Origin of the sequence: Lacinutrix jangbogonensis (assembly GCF_000797445.1) — a bacterium.
In the GTDB taxonomy this organism is placed as follows: domain Bacteria; phylum Bacteroidota; class Bacteroidia; order Flavobacteriales; family Flavobacteriaceae; genus Lacinutrix; species Lacinutrix jangbogonensis.
The window spans coordinates 76,882-95,250 of the sequence record NZ_JSWF01000028.1 but is presented as its reverse complement, the minus strand read 5'-3'; the positions used below and the strand labels follow the sequence as shown (position 1 = coordinate 95,250).

The 18,369-nt window shown below is 30.3% G+C and carries 16 protein-coding genes; 8 read left to right on the top strand and 8 right to left on the bottom strand.

Going from position 1 to position 18,369, the window contains the following annotated elements; all coding sequences use genetic code 11:
• The first annotated feature begins 3 nt into the window (after window positions 1-3).
• On the top strand, window positions 4-237 hold the full coding sequence (locus RH82_RS09430) for a FeoA family protein (RefSeq protein WP_034060200.1): 234 nt from the start codon (window positions 4-6) through the stop codon (window positions 235-237).
• On the top strand, window positions 230-2,332 hold the full coding sequence (gene feoB / locus RH82_RS09425) for a ferrous iron transport protein B (protein WP_034060198.1): 2,103 nt from the start codon (window positions 230-232) through the stop codon (window positions 2,330-2,332). Before RH82_RS09430 ends, feoB begins: the two co-directional genes overlap by 8 nt.
• A gap of 128 nt (window positions 2,333-2,460) precedes the next feature.
• Here feoB and RH82_RS09420 read toward each other — a convergent pair whose 3' ends face one another.
• The 5 genes from RH82_RS09420 to RH82_RS09405 all read right to left on the bottom strand — a co-directional run bounded on the left by RH82_RS09420 (window position 2,461) and on the right by RH82_RS09405 (window position 7,353).
• Window positions 2,461-5,160, bottom strand: coding sequence for a carboxypeptidase-like regulatory domain-containing protein (locus tag RH82_RS09420; protein ID WP_052158288.1), 2,700 nt, complete (start codon window positions 5,158-5,160; stop codon window positions 2,461-2,463).
• A complete protein-coding gene (locus tag RH82_RS17835; RefSeq protein WP_052158287.1) occupies window positions 5,138-5,929 on the bottom strand; it encodes a GLPGLI family protein in 792 nt (263 codons plus the stop codon). Before RH82_RS17835 ends, RH82_RS09420 begins: the two co-directional genes overlap by 23 nt.
• 7 nt (window positions 5,930-5,936) lie before the next feature.
• Window positions 5,937-6,092 (bottom strand): hypothetical protein, encoded by a 156-nt coding sequence (locus tag RH82_RS18395; protein WP_156112447.1) that lies wholly within the window; start codon window positions 6,090-6,092, stop codon window positions 5,937-5,939.
• A gap of 179 nt (window positions 6,093-6,271) precedes the next feature.
• Window positions 6,272-6,694: a hypothetical protein gene (locus RH82_RS09410; RefSeq protein ID WP_034060195.1), complete on the bottom strand. Its 423-nt coding sequence runs from the start codon at window positions 6,692-6,694 to the stop codon at window positions 6,272-6,274.
• A 2-nt stretch (window positions 6,695-6,696) separates the two neighbouring features.
• Complete coding sequence (locus tag RH82_RS09405) at window positions 6,697-7,353, bottom strand: metal-dependent transcriptional regulator (RefSeq protein WP_034060192.1); 657 nt, start codon at window positions 7,351-7,353, stop codon at window positions 6,697-6,699.
• Window positions 7,354-7,452: 99 nt separating this feature from the next.
• Here RH82_RS09405 and RH82_RS09400 point away from each other — a divergent pair, with 99 nt between their 5' ends.
• The 6 genes from RH82_RS09400 (at window position 7,453) to RH82_RS09375 (ending at window position 15,351) form a co-directional block, all read left to right on the top strand.
• Window positions 7,453-9,705, top strand: coding sequence for a TonB-dependent receptor (locus RH82_RS09400; protein WP_034060189.1), 2,253 nt, complete (start codon window positions 7,453-7,455; stop codon window positions 9,703-9,705).
• A gap of 572 nt (window positions 9,706-10,277) precedes the next feature.
• Window positions 10,278-10,739 (top strand): hypothetical protein, encoded by a 462-nt coding sequence (locus tag RH82_RS09395; RefSeq protein ID WP_034060187.1) that lies wholly within the window; start codon window positions 10,278-10,280, stop codon window positions 10,737-10,739.
• 315 nt (window positions 10,740-11,054) lie between these two features.
• Window positions 11,055-11,969 carry a metal ABC transporter solute-binding protein, Zn/Mn family gene (locus tag RH82_RS09390; protein WP_034060186.1) on the top strand — a complete coding sequence of 305 codons (915 nt, stop codon included), beginning with the start codon at window positions 11,055-11,057 and terminating at the stop codon, window positions 11,967-11,969.
• A gap of 165 nt (window positions 11,970-12,134) precedes the next feature.
• Window positions 12,135-12,869, top strand: coding sequence for a metal ABC transporter ATP-binding protein (locus RH82_RS09385; protein WP_034060184.1), 735 nt, complete (start codon window positions 12,135-12,137; stop codon window positions 12,867-12,869).
• Between the two features lie 201 nt (window positions 12,870-13,070).
• A complete protein-coding gene (locus RH82_RS09380) occupies window positions 13,071-14,198 on the top strand; it encodes a metal ABC transporter permease (RefSeq protein WP_034060183.1) in 1,128 nt (375 codons plus the stop codon).
• Window positions 14,191-15,351, top strand: a complete 1,161-nt coding sequence (locus tag RH82_RS09375; RefSeq protein ID WP_034060181.1) for a metal ABC transporter permease — start codon at window positions 14,191-14,193, stop codon at window positions 15,349-15,351. The genes RH82_RS09380 and RH82_RS09375 overlap by 8 nt, the downstream gene beginning before the upstream one ends.
• Window positions 15,352-15,405: 54 nt before the next feature.
• Here the strand turns inward: RH82_RS09375 and RH82_RS09370 are convergent, their stop codons facing one another.
• From RH82_RS09370 to RH82_RS09360, 3 genes are read right to left on the bottom strand one after another with little or no spacing between them, the layout of a single operon-like run.
• Window positions 15,406-15,912 (bottom strand): hypothetical protein, encoded by a 507-nt coding sequence (locus tag RH82_RS09370; protein WP_156112446.1) that lies wholly within the window; start codon window positions 15,910-15,912, stop codon window positions 15,406-15,408.
• Window positions 15,913-15,921: 9 nt separating this feature from the next.
• A complete protein-coding gene (locus RH82_RS17830; protein WP_052158286.1) occupies window positions 15,922-17,772 on the bottom strand; it encodes an energy transducer TonB in 1,851 nt (616 codons plus the stop codon).
• A 12-nt stretch (window positions 17,773-17,784) separates the two neighbouring features.
• On the bottom strand, window positions 17,785-18,327 hold the full coding sequence (locus tag RH82_RS09360; RefSeq protein ID WP_034060176.1) for an RNA polymerase sigma factor: 543 nt from the start codon (window positions 18,325-18,327) through the stop codon (window positions 17,785-17,787).
• Between the last annotated feature and the right edge of the window lie 42 nt (window positions 18,328-18,369).

The window sequence follows — 18,369 nt, the reverse complement described above, 5'->3', positions numbered from 1 at the left end:
AGCTTGAAGCACACAATAGCACATTTAAAACGTGGCGAAAAAGGAATAATTACTGATGTTTCTTCAGAATTGATCCCTTTAAAACTCCTTGAAATGGGTTGCCTTCCTGGTAATTTTGTAGAACTGGTGCAAGTTGCTCCGTTTTCAGATCCATTATATCTAAATATTAATGGTAGCCATTTAGCGATTAGAAAAGAAACAGCTATTCATATTTTAATCGAAAAAATAGATGAGTAAGCAAATAAATGTTGCCCTAATTGGAAATCCTAATACTGGAAAAACTTCTGTTTTTAATGCTTTAACAGGTTTAAACCAACAAGTTGGTAATTATCCCGGTATTACGGTCGAGAAAAAAGAAGGCATCTGCAAATTGCCTCGAGGTGTTAAAGCGCATATTATAGATTTACCCGGAACATATAGTCTAAATGCATCCTCTCTAGATGAAAGTGTCGTTATAGAATTACTTTTAAACCGAAACGATAAAGATTTCCCAGATGTTGCTGTTGTCGTTAGTGATGTTGAAAACCTAAAACGAAACCTCTTACTTTTTACGCAAATTAAAGATCTTGAAATCCCTTGTTTACTGGTTGTAAACATGGCAGATAGAATGCGCAGAAAAGGGATTACGCTGGATATTGAATATTTAGAGCAGCAATTAGAAACTAAAATAGCTGTTATTAGTACCCGTAAAAATGAAGGAATAGATAACTTAAAACAACAGATTACCAATTATAAAGAATTATCTGTAAAGCCGTGTTTAAGCGCATCAGAAATTGATATTGAATACTTTGACCGGTTACAAAAAGCCTTTCCAAATCAGTTATTGTATAAATTATGGTTGGTTATTACTCAAGACGTAAACTTTGGTAAAACAAACAGAAAAGAAATTGATGCTATTGCAAGTTTTAAAACAAAATCTAAAGGCGATCTAAAAAGACTTCAGCAAAAAGAAACCATAAAACGGTATCAGTTTATAAACAATGTTCTTAAAAAAGGGCAAACCATAGACGCCTCTCAAGCGAGCGATGTTCGTGCTAAACTAGATCGTGTTCTTACACATAAAGTTTGGGGTTATGTTATTTTCTTCCTCATTCTTCTAACCATTTTTCAAGCCATTTACGATTGGTCTAGTGTGCCAATGGATTGGATAGATTCTTCATTTGCCTCTTTAAGCAATTGGGTAAAAGCGACGTTTCCTGGTGGTGGAAAAGTAACAGATTTAGTTGCAGAAGGTATTATTTCAGGATTAGGAGGCATCGTCATTTTTATACCACAAATTGCTTTCTTATTCTTGTTTATTGCAATCCTTGAAGAAAGTGGCTACATGAGTCGTGTGGTGTTTTTAATGGACAGAGTTATGCGTCGTTTTGGTTTAAGTGGTAAGAGTATTGTGCCTTTAATTTCTGGAACTGCTTGTGCTATTCCAGCTATTATGGCAACCCGAAATATAGAAAGTTGGAAAGAGCGTTTAATTACCATTTTGGTCACACCTTTTACAACCTGTTCTGCGCGCTTACCTGTATATCTAATTATTATTTCATTAGTTATTCCAGAAGGTAGAATATTAGGTTTAAGCTATCAAGCATTAACGTTAATGCTACTTTATCTTATTGGCTTTGGCGCAGCAGTTGGTTCTGCATGGATCTTAAATAAGATTCTAAAAATTAAAAGTAAATCCTTTTTTGTTGTCGAAATGCCAAATTACAAAGTACCACTTTTAAAAAATGTTGCGCTTACTGTTTTAGAGAAAACAAAGGCCTTTATTTTTGGTGCTGGTAAAATAATATTAGCTATTTCAATTGTACTTTGGGTATTGGCGTCTTATGGTCCAGGAGAACAATTTAATAATGCCGAAAGTATAATGACGGAACAGTACGCACAAGATAATTTAAGCGCCGACGAACTACAACGTAAAATAGATTCGCACAAACTAGAACATTCTTTTATTGGTATTACAGGAAGAGCTATAGAACCTGCTATAAGACCATTAGGTTACGATTGGAAAATAGGTATAGCATTAATAAGTTCTTTTGCAGCTCGAGAAGTTTTTGTAGGCACATTAGCAACAATTTACAGTGTTGAAAGTGATGACGAAGAAACCATAAAAAACCGAATGGCAAGCGAAGTAAACCCAATTCTAGGTGGTCCATTATTTAATTTTGCTTCTGGAATTTCATTATTACTATTCTATGCCTTTGCTATGCAATGCATGAGTACTTTAGCGATTGTGAAAAAAGAAACCAATAGCTGGAAATGGCCAGTGTATCAATTTACAATTATGACAGCAATTGCGTATATTGTAGCTTTAATAGCTTATCAATTTTTGAAATAAATGAATACAATACTTCAAAATATAATCGTTTTTGTAATTTTAGGCTTAGCTATTGTGTTTTTGATGAAGAAGTTTTTTTTGAAAAAAAAATTGAAAAAGGCGTGTGGTGAAGATGATTGTGGTTGTCATTAAAATCTAAAATTAGCACCTAATAAAACAAACCTTGGTAATAATTTGTAGCTATCTATCGACTCACTATTATCCGATATGAAATACTGATTAAAAGTTTTATTATCGAATAAATTTTTACCGGAAAGTGTAAAAGTAATATTCTTTTTGGGTAAACTATACTTAAAATCTAAATCTAAAAAATTATAAACACCGTCCTTTTCTAAATTACCAAAAGTATATCTTTCTCCTACTATACTTACATTAAGGTTTTTATTAAAATTTAAATTTAAATCCAAGAATAATAAATTATTTGAATTAAAGAAAAAAGAATTTGAAATTTTAATATTACTGCTTTGCCATTTTGTACCTATATGATAATTAAAAACACCATCAAAAATCGATTTGAATTCAAAACCATATTGGTAAATATTATTTTCAATATTTCTTAATTCTCCATTATTCAGAATATTATTGTAGTTCATTTTAGAATACTTAAATTTTATTTTAATATTACTTGATATAAATTCAAAGAATTTATCAATTTTTAAATCTGCATTATAAAAATCTCCGTTTTTGGCAATAAATCTATCTATTTGAGAGTAATTAGGTGTAATTAAGCTTTTTGATGATAAAAAGTCATGACTTTTTAAATAACTAAAATTTACAGAAGTCGTAAAACTATCGGACCAACTACCTAACTGGTATCTTATAGAAAGATTGCTCGATTTAATTTGGTTTATTTCACCTACACCTCTATTAAAAGTTCTAAAATCTGATAAAATATAATTGTTAAATATATTTTCGTGTTTTAAGTTTGAGATATTTTTCCCATAGGATAAAAATAAAATGTTTTGTTTATTTATCTTATAAATTAAACTAAATTTTGGGTTAATAATCACAATATTATTCTTTGAAACAGCTGAATCTTCAACATATTTGTTAAACAAATAATGAGAATTTAAACTAGAACTTATGGTTATATTATTAAAATTTAATAGATATTTTAATTTAATATAATAATCAACCTCTTTAAAAATTCCATTATTGGTATAATTTGGAAAATTATCAATTAAATTGTTTTCCAAACTATTTAATATAAAATTAGAATTCAAGTTGCTTTTTTTATAAGTAACACCACTTGTGATTTGCAATAAATTTTTCCTTTTTTTATTTAAATAATGAGCTTCAAACCCATAATAATGCAACTTGTTTTCACTATTTTGATTTACAGAAATTATATCTTCATTATTAAATAAGTCTTCATACTGGTAATTATTAACAAAATATCTTTGTGGTTTTTTTTCACTTATTTGTCTTAATGTTAAAGCAATAACACTATTGTTACTTGACTTATTGGTATAAACAAATTTATTGTCAATTCGTTTTGTATTATTTTTTAGTTGTTCATCAATCGATTTATTATTAAAAATCAAATGGTTATCTATATTGTAAGTATTACTTACTATTTTTGAGTCTATTTCAAACAATTTTGTTTTAGAAATATCATATTTATAATTAAATGATATATCTAAATTATTAATTTTTTTATCTAAAATGTTTGATTCTGAATTTTTGAAAAAGCCATCTTCTAAAAAAAAGGTTTCATTAGAGTTTTGCGAATAAATATTTTTATCTAAATTTAGTTTACTATTTATACGTAATTTTTCTTTTTCTCCTATGTTTAATATGGAATTAAGTGAAACCAGCTCTTCATTATTGAACTTATATCTTTCTTCATTAATAAATAAGTTAAAATTATTTAAGTCTATTATAGAGGCTGCTTCAATATTGTCTCCTAAAGCACCAATTTCATTATTTAAATTTGCTCCAATATAATAAGTTGAGTTATCTCCATTAGCTTCTCCAATATTATTTAAACTTGTTAAAAAATAATGTTTAACATTATTTCCAAAGCGCATAATATTAGATTTAAACTTATAGCGATTAGCACTAAATAACCCATAATTTACATCTACATTTCCAAACCAATCTAATTTTCTGTCTTTTTTTAAGATTAAATTTATTGCAACTTTTTCGCTGTTCTCTATACCTTTTAAGAGTTTGTTATTAGAGTAATTATCGTAAACTTCAACTTTATCTATTACCATAGCATCTAAATTTTTAGTTAAAGTTTTATATCCTTTTTTAAAAAAATCGTCGCCTTCTACCATAACTTTTTCGATTTCTTTATTCCCGATTTTAATGGTTCCATTTTCATCGACATTTATTCCGGGTAAATTATTTAAAACATCTTCTACAACAGTTTCGTTTCCTTTGATAAACGATCCCACATTAAAAATTGTAGTGTCCTCTTTTTTAACAATTGCCCGCTCTGTTTTAATATTAATTTCATCTAATTTCATAGTTGTATTATTAAGTACAACATTTCTTTCTAAACTTTCTTTAGCAATAATTACTGTAATGTTTTTTGTTTCATAAGATAGACTACTGTAGCTTACTAAATAATTTCCTGATTTTAGATTATTTAATTTATAATGACCTTTTTCATCTGTTGCTGTATAATTAATAATTTTTTTAGTATTAGACGTTTTAACAATAACATTTGCAAATAGGATGGGATTATTTAAACTGTCTTGGACTTTTCCAAAAATTGTGTTTTGTCCATATAAAAAATTGCCTGCTACTATAAAAAGCAGCAGGCAATATTTTTTATTAAGTTTACTATTTAAATATTTATTTATCTGTTTCCCATTCATATTTCAGTTCAATACCAGATCTAGTGGTCTCAGATTTTAAAATTTTATGTCCTCTTGGCATTTTAGATTTTTTAATTTTAAAAAACTTCTCTCTAGACTTATTACTTTTAGATATGAACTCCTTTAACGTAATATTCATTAAATTACTACTTTCTGGTTCTTTTAATTCTTGAGAACCTTTGTATGGATACTTTATACTCTTTGCTGTCCATAAAAATGTTTTTTGTGTATCATAAATTTCTAAAATCAATCCTGGTAATCCAGAAAATTTCCAAGGCCCAAACATTAATTGTATGGATGGTGCATACCAAGCAATATAGTCTCTACCTCTATAAGTAGTTTTTGCTTTATAGCAAACAATATTACCAATCGTTTTTTCCTCCTCAATTAGTTCCCAATCAAAGTTTGAGATTTTTTCAGAAATTTTATAACTCTTATTACCAATACTAGATCTATGCTTAATGTCTTTTGTCAATAAATTAGTATACACAAAAACATTAGTTCCATCAGAAATATCTATTGTTTTTTCAACAATTGCATCATCATCTTCAGATATTTTAGCGTTTTCATCAATTTTGCTTTTAGTATTAGAAAGTACTATATAAATTGAGGATGTATTATCTGCTATAAAACTAGCATCAAACTCAAATACTTTGTTGGCAACAGAGTTGTTTTGAAACAAATAGGTTACACTAACTTTTTCTTTACTCTGGCTTTGTGCAAAACAAAAATTAATAAAAAATAAAAAAAACAAACTTCTTTTAATCATAAATAAATTATGGGTTAAAAATATCCATTACTTGATTTAAAAAATTCACATAATTACTAGCTAGACCTTGACATTCACTGTAAGAGTTTACTTTGCCTAACTGCACTGTTTGGGTTGTTGTATAAGCTTCTCCAGTCATTGTATTAGTGTGTGTAACATTCAATGTTAATACACAATTAAATCTTTGAACGTCGCTAATATTTAACTCTTTACTTGTTTCATTTGTAGAGAAACTACTAGTTGTAAATTATACAACCGCTAAAAATAAAATTACTTTTTTCATAATTATTAAAATTTAAATTCAAGAATAAAGAAATAACCAAATAACCAAATAAATTTAAACTAATTTCTAACATCTAACAAAATATAATAATCTTCAGCCTTAATTTTGTTTTTATACTCTGGATAAGGAGCAATATTAAATCCTGAAATATTAAGTGCTTCTGAAGCATATAAATTACCAAGTGAGTTTTGTAGTTGTGCTGTTGGAGAAAATGAAATTCGCTTTCGCTCTACCTTCTTTCCATCTTTAAAAACATCTATTAAAACAATAGCTTCTCCAGCCCAAACACATTGCACTCCTTTTGGGCAACGCGAATCGCTTTCTACAGAGACAAATTTGAATTCTAAATCTTCAACTGTAATCGTTTTTCCGTACATTAATTTAGAAACAATTTTTGGTGTTTCAGCTTTAACTTTCGTAGAATCTTGAGCAGGAACATGTATAACAACAAATAAAGTTAAAATGGACAGAATATATTTCATAATTAAACAGTTTTTAAAAACAAGTTTTTTGCAACATTTTGAGACACCGTAATAGTATTATTATTTAGTTCAATTTTAATAGATTGATCGAACGGTTCTTTATGCAAAATTGTAACTTCGGTACCTAAAGCTATTTTATTTGCATCTAAATACTTTAAAAAACTGGAAGAAGTATCTTTAACACCAACACATTGGTATTTATTATTAACGACTGCCTGAGACAATAGAATTTTTTCAATTTGCTTAAAATTACCGTCTTTATCTGGTATTGGATCTCCATGAGGGTCATGAGTTGGGTGTTCTAAAAAAGCATCCAGTTCGTTTATTAGTTTTTCAGATTGAATATGCTCCAAGTCTTCTGCAACTTCATGGACCTCATCCCAAGTAAAATTTAATTTTTCAACCAAGAAAACTTCCCATAACCTGTGCTTTCTAATAATACTAATTGCTATTTTCTTACCATTTTCCGTTAAAATTACACCTTGATATTTAATATAGTGAGCATATTTCTTTTCGGATAATTTTTTTAGCATATCTGTTACAGAAGACGCCTTAGTCTTTAAAGAATCTGCAATAGCATTAGTATTAACGGTTTCTTCGCCTTGTTTTCCAAGGTGATAGATAGCCTTTATATAGTTCTCTTCTGTAAGTGTAATCATAATTTTTATTAACTATTAAAACAAATATATGAATATATTTAAACAATAAATTTAGATTAATCTAAATTTATATTTATATTTGCTTAAAATTAAAATTATATGAGACTAATATTTACATTGTTATTTTGCTTTGCACTTACTGCCCAAGCCCAAAACACGTATTCCATTTCAGGAGTAATAACCACTAAAAATGAAACATTACCTTTTGCAAATGTTTATTTAAAAAACACCAAAATTGGAACAACAACTAAAGAAGATGGTACCTTTCAAATAAATGGCATCACTCCTGGAACATATACCATAGTGATATCTTTTACTGGGTTTAAAACTAAAAAACAAGACGTAACAATTACCAATAAAAACTTGATTTTAAGCTTCGATTTAATTGAAAGTCAAGCATTAAGTGAAGTGGTAATAACAGGAACTTTAAAACCAGTAAGTCGTTTAGAAAGTCCTGTTCCAGTAGAGGTTTACACACCTGCATTTTTCAAAAAAAATCCAACGCCAAATATCTTTGAAGCACTACAAAATGTAAATGGTGTTAGACCACAACTTAATTGCAGTGTTTGTAATACAGGAGATATTCATATTAACGGTTTAGAAGGCCCTTATACGTTAGTGCTAATTGACGGTATGCCCATTGTAAGTGGATTATCCACTGTTTATGGATTGTCTGGTATTCCTAATTCATTAATAGAACAAATAGAAATCGTTAAAGGTCCTGCATCTTCTCTATACGGTAGTGAGGCTGTTGGAGGTTTAATAAATATTATAACTAAACTTCCAGAAAATGCGCCTATTTTCTTTGCAGATAGTTTTGTTAGTGGTTGGGGAGAAGTAAATACCGATATTGGTTTTAAAACTAAAGTTGGAAAAAAAGCGACACTTTTATTGGGTGCTAACTACTTTAAATATGATAATATCATTGATAATAATAACGATAATTTTACAGACTTAACGTTACAAGACCGTATTTCGATATTTCAAAAATGGAGTTTTAAAAGAGATAGTAAAAAGAAATTCTCTATAGCTGCTCGTTTTTTCTATGAAGACCGCTGGGGAGGCGAGCTGCAATGGAACAAAAGTTTTAGAGGAGGAGATGAAATTTATGGCGAAAGCATTTACACAACACGTTACGAGTTACTTGGTGAATACCAACTCCCTGTAAAGGAAAATATAAATTTTCAGTTTTCTTATTCAGATCACGACCAGAATTCTGTCTACGGAAACATACCTTACTTAGCACAACAGCGTATAGGGTTTGGACAATTTATATGGGATAAACCATTAAAAAATCACGATTTATTATTTGGTGCTGCTGGTCGATATAATTATTATAATGATAATACGACCGCAACTCTTGAAGCAGATAAAATTTTTATTCCTTCAGTGTTTGTTCAAGACGAAATTACAATTACACAAAAACAAAAATTACTACTTGGCTTAAGATATGATTTTGATGAAAGACATGGCTCAATAATAACACCAAGATTAGCATACCGTTTTAAACCTACAGACGATGATATTTTTAGAATAAACGCGGGAACAGGATTTAGAGTAGTAAACTTATTTACAGAAGAGCATGCTGCCTTAACTGGCGCTCGAGATGTCGTTATTGAAGAAGAGTTAAAACCAGAAAAATCATTTAATGTAAACCTAAACTATCTCAAAAAAATATACACCACAAGCGCCATGCAATTTACAATAGATGCTTCGGCTTGGTACACTTATTTTTCGAATGCTATTATTCCTGATTATGATACAAACCCTAATCAAATAATATACGATAATTTAGATGGCTTTTCTACTTCAAAAGGTCTAAGTTTAAACTTAGATGCGGTTTTTTCAAATGGCATAAAAGGAAGCATTGGCGCTACAGTTCAAGATGTTAACCAAACAGAAAACGATATAAAAACAAGACAAATTTTAACCGAACAATTTACTGGTACTTGGTCATTATCTTATAAAAACCATAAAACCAATTTAAACTTCGATTATACCGGAAATCTATATGGTCCAATGCGCTTACCATTATTAGGCCCATTAGATCCTAGACAAGAATTTTCTCCAACTTGGAGTATTCAAAACATTCAAGTCACTTTTGATGGTTTGGATAATTTTGAAATTTATGGCGGTGTAAAAAACTTATTAAATTGGACTCCTAATAGAGGAAACCCATTCATTATTGCAAGAGCAAACGATCCTTTCGATGAGAATGTTCTATTCGATACTCAAGGCAACGCACAAGTAACAGCGGACAATCCTTATGCACTAACTTTTGATCCTTCGTATGTTTTTGGACCTAATCAAGGACGACGTATATTCTTTGGTTTACGCTATACATTAATGTAATTGCTACCGTTATAATAGTTTCATAATAAATATTTAGACTTATGAGAAAATAGTGCTATCGTTAACAGAATTAGGTTTCCATATTGGTTATACTTTCGATATGCCCAAAGTAAGTATTTTACGAGCGTTAAAAATATTACAAACAGCTATCAAACAGCTTTGAGTAATGGAAAAAAAACCGTGAGAGCAACTACATTTATAATCCTTCAACGCCAAGAACAGCGTATATTGGCTTAAAATTGGTTCGTTATAAATATGAAAAAAAAGTTAAAATTAGTGTTAGTTTTCTGTTCGTAGTATTAGTCAATGTTGTTTTCTCACAACCAGACAAAACAATTCATTGGCTAAGCTTCGAGCAACTAAACGCGTCTATAGAGGTAAAACCTAAAAAAGTATTTATAGCTTTTTATACTAATTGGTGTGCACCGTGAATAAAAATGCAGAAGACCGTTTTTACAGATAAAAATCTTAAAACCAAAGCACGTTATTTTAAATACTGAACAATTGGAGGCGATACTGTTAAAGTAACATTTAGGTTGCATTTGAATTAAATTTTTGAAAATCATAGTAGCATGAGCACAGTCGATTTATTACATACTGAAACCATTTGGAAACAAATTACCAAAAGAGGCAACACGCTTATGGAAAGTGAAACCATAAACGCAGTTCATGATTATGAAACAGCCTTGCAAAAGGCTGAAGCCTTAATGGAACACCATATAAAGTGTTTGAAACTTAAAATACCAGTGCGTCCTATTTTTATTATTTCTTGTAATAATTTAGCCGAAGCGTATTGCCATTTAAAAAATTGGAACAAAGCAGATACATTTCTAAAACGGAGTATTTACTATATCGAATACCTGATGAGTCAACCTACAGATTTGAGCGTAAAACTCATTTACTCGAAGCAATTAATGAAACAAATGCTTTTGTATAAAAGCTTTTCTGAACAAAGCAATCAACCAGAAAAATATAACACACTTCATAACTATCTTAAAGGAAACATTAGCGACTACTCGCTTTTAGAAGATTAATTTAAATCTGAAAAACACCTTAACGGAATCCAAAGCTGAATAGATACTATAAAAGTAAACTGCTAAACAGCGACGTTTTACATGTAGAACTCAAACACCAAAACAAAACTAATTTTGCTACATCAAAACACTTTCTATTTTCTACAGATAGTTATATCATAAATGGAGCGATTAGAAATTATATTAAAACTGAAATACTTTTAATTTAAAGCATAACTAAACTATCATCAAATTAAACCTTAGCACGGTATTTTGAAGACTGTATTATTAGTTATCCTTCAATTTTTAGTACTTTCGTAATAAATATTTAGACTTATGAAAAAAACAGTGCTTTTACTCACCTTTATTGTTACTTTTTTTGCTTGTAAAAATGAAAAAAAACAAGACGATGGTAAACTAAACGTAGTGACCACGACAACTATGATTACCGATTTAGCAAAAAATATTGGTGGTGATTTAGTTAATATTCAAGGTTTAATGGGAAGTGGTGTCGATCCTCATTTATTTAAAGCTAGCGAAGGCGATGTGTCTAAATTAGTAAACGCAGATGTTATTTTTTATAACGGTTTACATCTAGAAGGAAAGTTGGTTGAGGTTTTTGAAAAAATGGGAAGCAAAACCAAAAACACCATAGAACTTGGTGCTGCTTTAGATAAAACACAATTAATAGGATCAGAATATTTCGCTTCAAATTACGATCCTCATGTTTGGTTTAATATTGCTTTCTTTAAGCAATTCGCTAAAAAAGTAACTACTGTACTATCTGAAAAGGATCCTAAAAATGCAGTTAATTTTATTGAAAACGAAAAACTATTTCTTCAGAAATTAGAAGCTCTAGAGCAAAAAGTTTTAGCTACTATTGAAACGCTTCCGAAGGAAAAAAGAATACTCGTCACAGCACATGACGCCTTTAATTACTTTGGTAAAAACTATGGTTTTAATGTCGTGGGTTTACAAGGGTTAAGTACAGCAACTGAAGCTGGAGTAAAAGACGTTCAAAAATTAGCTGCTTTTATAATAGAGTATAAAGTAAAAGCCGTTTTTGTAGAAAGCTCAGTACCAAAACGTACTATTGAAGCCTTGCAGGCGGCAGTGCTATCTAAAGGTCATGAAGTTATTATTGGTGGAACTCTGTATTCTGATGCACTTGGAAATGCAGGTACGCTTGAAGGAACTTACATAGGAATGTTTGAGTATAATGTAAATACGATTGTGAATGCTTTAAAATAAGAACACAGCCTTCAGGAGGCAGTGTTTACTCGAATGTAAACAAAAAAAACGTCACTTCGAGTAATTTTTGAGGCCCGAAAAAATTGTATCGAGAAGTTATTAAAAAAATTCTCTATACTATTCTGACAAAAAACCAGAATCACAAACAGACGAAAAATACAAATAATGACAAAAATAGCCGTAAAAGTAGACGATCTAACCGTAGCCTACAACTACAAACCAGTACTTTGGGATATCGATTTAGAAATTCCAGAAGGTGTATTAATGGCTATTGTTGGACCAAATGGTGCAGGGAAATCGACACTTATTAAATCCATTCTTGGTATTTTAAAACCTATTGCTGGAAGTGTTTCTATTTATGGAAAACCTTACGAAAAACAACGTCAACTTGTTGCCTACGTACCACAAAAAGGAAGTGTAGATTGGGATTTCCCAACGACAGCTTTAGATGTTGTGATGATGGGTACTTATGGCAGTTTAGGTTGGATAAAAAGACCAAGACAAAAGGAAAAAAAAGCAGCTTTGGAGGCTTTAGAAAAAGTAGGAATGTTGGCTTTTAAAAACCGACAAATTAGCCAGTTATCTGGTGGACAACAACAACGCATTTTTCTAGCCCGCGCATTGGTTCAAAATGCATCGATTTATTTTATGGACGAACCTTTTCAAGGTGTTGATGCTACAACCGAAATTGCAATCATTAATATTTTAAAAGAGTTAAGAAAAGCAGGTAAAACGGTTATTGTTGTACATCACGATTTACAAACCGTTCCAGAATATTTTGATTGGGTAACCTTTTTAAATGTAAAGAAAATTGCTACCGGCCCAGTTAAAGATATTTTTAACGATGATAATTTAACGAAGACCTATGGTATTAATTATAAAGTAAGTATTCAGAAATAAAAAAAGAGACATTGAGCAGTTGGCAGTCATTGTTTTCAGTACTTGCTCAGATGAGAATAAAAGTGTCATTCAAAGCATTATTAAGATCAAAATAAATTTTGATTGAAAATACATAAACACAGTTTAAAGAATTTCACAAATTAAAAACAAACAGATTGCCACGACTTAAAAAAGTCTCGCAAAAACAAACAAAAGAGCATTATCGATATATCAGAATATTTTTCATTAGTATTTAGCGACTACACGCTAAGAACCATCACACTTGGAACAGCCATTTTAGGAGCAGTTACAGGAATGTTAGGTAGCTTTGCTGTACTTAGAAAACAAAGTTTACTTGGTGATGCGATTTCTCATGCAGCTTTACCAGGAATTGCAATTGCGTTTTTAATTACAGGAGCAAAAGACTCTAATACGTTACTTTTAGGTGCTTTGGTTAGTGGCTTAATTGGTACGTTTTGGATTCGTAGTATCGTTAAGAAAACACATCTAAAAAGTGATACCGCTTTAGGTTTAATCTTGTCGTTGTTTTTTGGATTCGGAATGTTATTACTAACCTTTATTCAAAAACAACCCAACGCTAATCAAGCAGGATTAGATAAATATCTATTTGGTCAGGCAGCAACTTTAGTAGAAAGTGATGTTTGGTTAATGGCCATTGTAACCGGTTTATGTTTATTCGTTTTATTATTGTTTTGGAAAGAATTTAAAATCTTGTTATTCGATGCAGATTATACCAAGACCTTAGGTTTCAATACAAAATTTATTGACATATTAATCACCAGTTTTATTGTCTTAGCAATAGTTTTAGGCCTACAAACTGTTGGCGTTGTTTTAATGAGCGCTATGCTTTTGGCTCCTGCAGCTGCAGCAAGACAATGGACAAATAGCTTATCTACTATGGTGTTTTTGGCCGCAATATTTGGAGCTTTTTCTGGTGTTTTTGGTACTGCAATAAGCGCAAGCCAAACCAACCTTTCCACAGGACCAGTTATTGTATTGGTGGCTTCTGTTTTTGTATTCTTTTCATTTGTATTTTCTCCAAGTCGTGGTTTACTATTTAAACAAATCAGATTTATTAAAAATAGACGTGATTTAGAGTTACATAAAACGTTAACATTTATGCATCATATAGCCGAAACACACGATGATATTTCGCATCCACATGCAATTAAATTATTGAACAATTTTCAAGGTTTTACACGTAAAACACTTCAAAAATTAGTAAAAAAAGATTATGTAGAGCTTCAAGGCAATATGTGGAGTTTAACCGAAATAGGATTCGAAACTGCTGCAAATTTATACACTAAACAATCTACAGAAGATGAATAGCGCTCAAATTGAAATACAGCTTATTGCGAGTTTAGTCGCCATTGCTTGCGCCATTCCAGGCACCTTTTTAGTGCTTAGAAAAATGGCAATGATTAGCGATGCAATTAGTCATTCTATTTTACCTGGCATTGTAATAGGTTTCTTTATTACGCAAGACCTTAATTCGCCAATATTAATTCTATTTGCTGCTTTTACAGGTATTATTACAGTAGTTTTAGTAGAGTATATTCAAAAAACAGGTCTCGTTAAAGAAGATACAGCTATCGGATTAGTGTTTCCTGCACTCTTTAGTATTGGTGTGATTTTAATTGCTAAAAACGCCAATGATGTCCATTTAGATGTGGATGCCGTTTTATTAGGTGAATTAGCATTTGCGCCTTTCGATAGATTACTAATTTCAGGTATAGATGTTGGACCAAAAGCATTATGGATTATTGGTGTTATTTTATTAATTACCATTTCCTTACTATTTGCTTTTTTCAAGGAATTAAAAATAAGCACGTTTGATGCTGGTTTAGCTGCTTCGTTAGGTTTTTCACCTGCAATTATTCACTATGGATTAATGAGTGTAGCTTCAGTTACAACCGTTGGTGCTTTTGATGCTGTCGGTGCCATTTTAGTGGTGGCCTTAATGATTACTCCTGCGGCAACAGCCTATTTATTAACGACAGATTTAAAGAAAATGTTAGCGCTTGCCATTACTTTTGGTGTGTTGAGTGCTATTTCTGGTTACTGGTTTGCCCATTGGCTAGATGCTTCTATCGCTGGTTCTATTACAACCATGTTGGGCTTATTGTTTTTAATCGTGTATTTATTTGCGCCAAGCAAAGGTGTTATTGCTGTAATGTATCGCGAAAAACAACAACGTATAGAAGTGTCATTATTAACTTTTCTACTGCATTTAAAAAACCATAATGAGTTAGAAGAAAGACATGTTAATCATTTACGCGAGCATATTAATTGGCAAAAAGTAAGAGCTAAAACAGTTTTAGAATTAGCGCTTAAAAACAATATGATTATGGTTGATAATAATATCGTTTCACTAACCGAAAAAGGTGATACTTTTACTTCTAAAGCTATTGATTATATTATTACCAATGAAGATGCACAAATTGAAGACATGAAAGATGATTTCTTTTTATTTAGAGGTTAATACGTCATTGCGAGGACGAAGGACGTGGCAATCTCTTGAAATTACAACATATACTTATTCTTTATAAAACTCATTCCAGCATTCGATTTTACTTAAATTTTCAAGCTTTTCAATTTTATTTGATGTTGTATTTACTTTCCATACTTTTATAATATCTTTTATTTTCATGCTATCTGTTTTGCGAACTATACCTATTAAATTTACATCCTTTTTGGAAGCTATTTCACAATAACCAATTGTAATAAATTCGTGTTTTTTAACTTTAGGAATAACTAAAGTATCAATTATTTTATATGTTCTTTTTTCATCAATATCACTAGTAATGTCACTAAAAAGAATCAAACTTTTTGAAGCATCTCGCAAATGAAGTACACTATATATTGGTTCAAAATCAACGTCATCAACTAAAGATGTATCGCTTACTTTTAAATACATTGACAAGGATTCAACCTCTTTATGATTTTTAAATTCTAAACCAATTATTGAGTTGTGACTTTTAAATAATGAACAACTTAATGTTATTGAAATAATAACCGAAAATAGTATGAGTATGTTTTTCATATTCTTGTTTTATTTAAATGAATTATTTAGTTTTTGTAATTCTCCTTTCAACTCTTGAATAGTTACTTCTTTAAATTCTAAATCTGAAACTGTTGTAGTATTAGTCTCTTGTTTTCCTAAATAAATTTTGTTGTCTTTATATTTTATAGCAATTAGTATAACTTCTTCACCTTTTGGAACCCAACCAAATTCATAGTTACCATTTCTCTTTGTACTTGGCAAAATTGAACTCATAGATTTAAAAATCATTTTTACATTAGTACCTTCAGAATCTTTAATTTTAAGCTTATATTTTACTTTCTTATTAGTTGTTTTAGCGAATCGGTCACAGTTTATCCAGCCTAATCTCATTGACTCAAATACGTAACGTTCAATATCTCTATTATTAGATCGATTAAGTTCTTCTACCAATCTAACAGAATCTAGCCGTGTACTAACTTTGTCAAACGATTTATCACTTCTTACTGTAATTGGTAGTTGTTTAACGGTTTCTCCCTTAAACAGAACTTCAAAAGGTAAATAATAAACAGTTTTTACGGCTATTCCATTTTGCTTTCCAGGCACAAGTTTTGGCAAGGATTCTATTACTCTAATCATTTCATATCCTAGCTCTTTTCTAGAAGCTCTAATTTTTATTTCACCAATCGTTCCATCGGTTTCAATTACAAAATAAGTAGTAATATCATGGGCTCCTGTTAATCCTAAATCCTTTGCAATTGAGACATTAAACTTGCTTTCTACAAATTTTAATATTTCATTTTCCATACAGTATCTTCTAGTACTGTTATCTTTATTTTCTTTACATTTTTGAAAAAGAGGAACTTCATCAATTTCTGAAAAAGAGACCTTAACATCTTTTTCTATTATTTCATTATCAAAGATTTTTTTTACACTAATTGGTTTATCAACTTCTTGGCTTTCCAGCTTCCAATTCACACCTTCATTGCGCTCTTCTCCATTAAACAATAGCATATTTTTCTTACCTTTATTGTTAAAAGCCATTTTTATTCTCTTACCAGATTTTAGCTTTAGTTTTTTACCTTTTTTATTCGCATCGAGATACAGCATACCTCCAGTTTCCAATTGTTTGTCATCAGATTTTGTGGTTAGGTTTCCTAATAACATATCAGATAGTTGATAATACTCTGTGACTTCTAAATTAATTTTGCCTCTTGCTAATTTCCCTGTTTTAACATCTACAAAAGACTTTGCTGGAATAGTTAAAACCGTTCCTTCTTTACAAGTAATTATAAACTCTTTTTCTGTATTGACTTCTATAATTTGTGGTGCTTTTTTTACAGATTTATAAAATGAAATTAATTCTGGGCTTGTTGGATCTAGTTCTTTTACAATGGGTCTTTCTATAACAATCTCTTCAATTGTAGTGTCATCGCTAGTCGTTTTTTCCCACGGAGCAATGGCTTCCTTTTTTTCTTTGATTTCTTTTTTAGATTGCTCAGCAGCAACAATTTCTTCTTCTATTTTCTCTTCTGAAGGCTTTTCAACAATCACTGAATCTGAAACAACTTCAATTTCATTATTATTTGCAGGCTCAATAGTTTGAGGTGTTTCCTTTTTAAAAATGAAACTATAAATCAAAGCAGAAACTAAAATAGCTATAACCGAAACACCAATGTATTTCATCCATTTTAAGCGAACATAGTTTTGTTTAGCTGCATTAATTTCAGCTTTCAAAGCTATCCGATTAATGCCTTCTAAAATGGCTAATTGTTCATTATAAAGTGTTTTAAATTCTGTGTCTGTTTCTAGTCTGTTTTCAAAGGCTTGTCTTTCACTTCCTGAAAGTGTATTGTTTAAATAAGCGTTTATTAAGTTCGTATTTTCTATATAATTTTTCATGAGTGTTTCGAATTAAGATTGAACGGTTTTAATAGTAGTTCTGTAGATGTCTTTTGCTTTTTGCAAGCATTTGTACTTCTGGTTTTTTGCAATTTTTTCGCTTTTAAATTGCATGGCCTCAGCAATGTCTTTAAAAGACATTTTTTTAAGGTAAAACCGTTGTAATAATTGTTGACATCGTTCTCCTAATTCGCGAAAGGCTTTTTCGGCAAACTGGTATTTATGTTCTTCTAAAACATTATGAAATATGGAAACCTCTTCTGTATTTAAATTGTGTAATTCTTGTTTTGAAAACTGATTTTGCATGTCTTTCCAAACAAATCGAGATACTGAATAGAGGTAAGTATAAAAGGAAGACGTTAACTTAAAATCTGATTTCTCAAGGTTTCTATTCAGGATAATTAACGCTTCTTGAAATACATCGTTAGCATCTGCTTTTGTTCCACCTTTAGATAGAATGAGTTTTTCTATTCTTGGATAGAGTTTGTATAACTCTTTGAATGCTTTACTCCTATGACCATTTTTAAACAAAACCATTATTTTTTGATCGCTCATAAAAGTAGTTTACTTATTAATGGTCATTTTACAGAAAGGTCT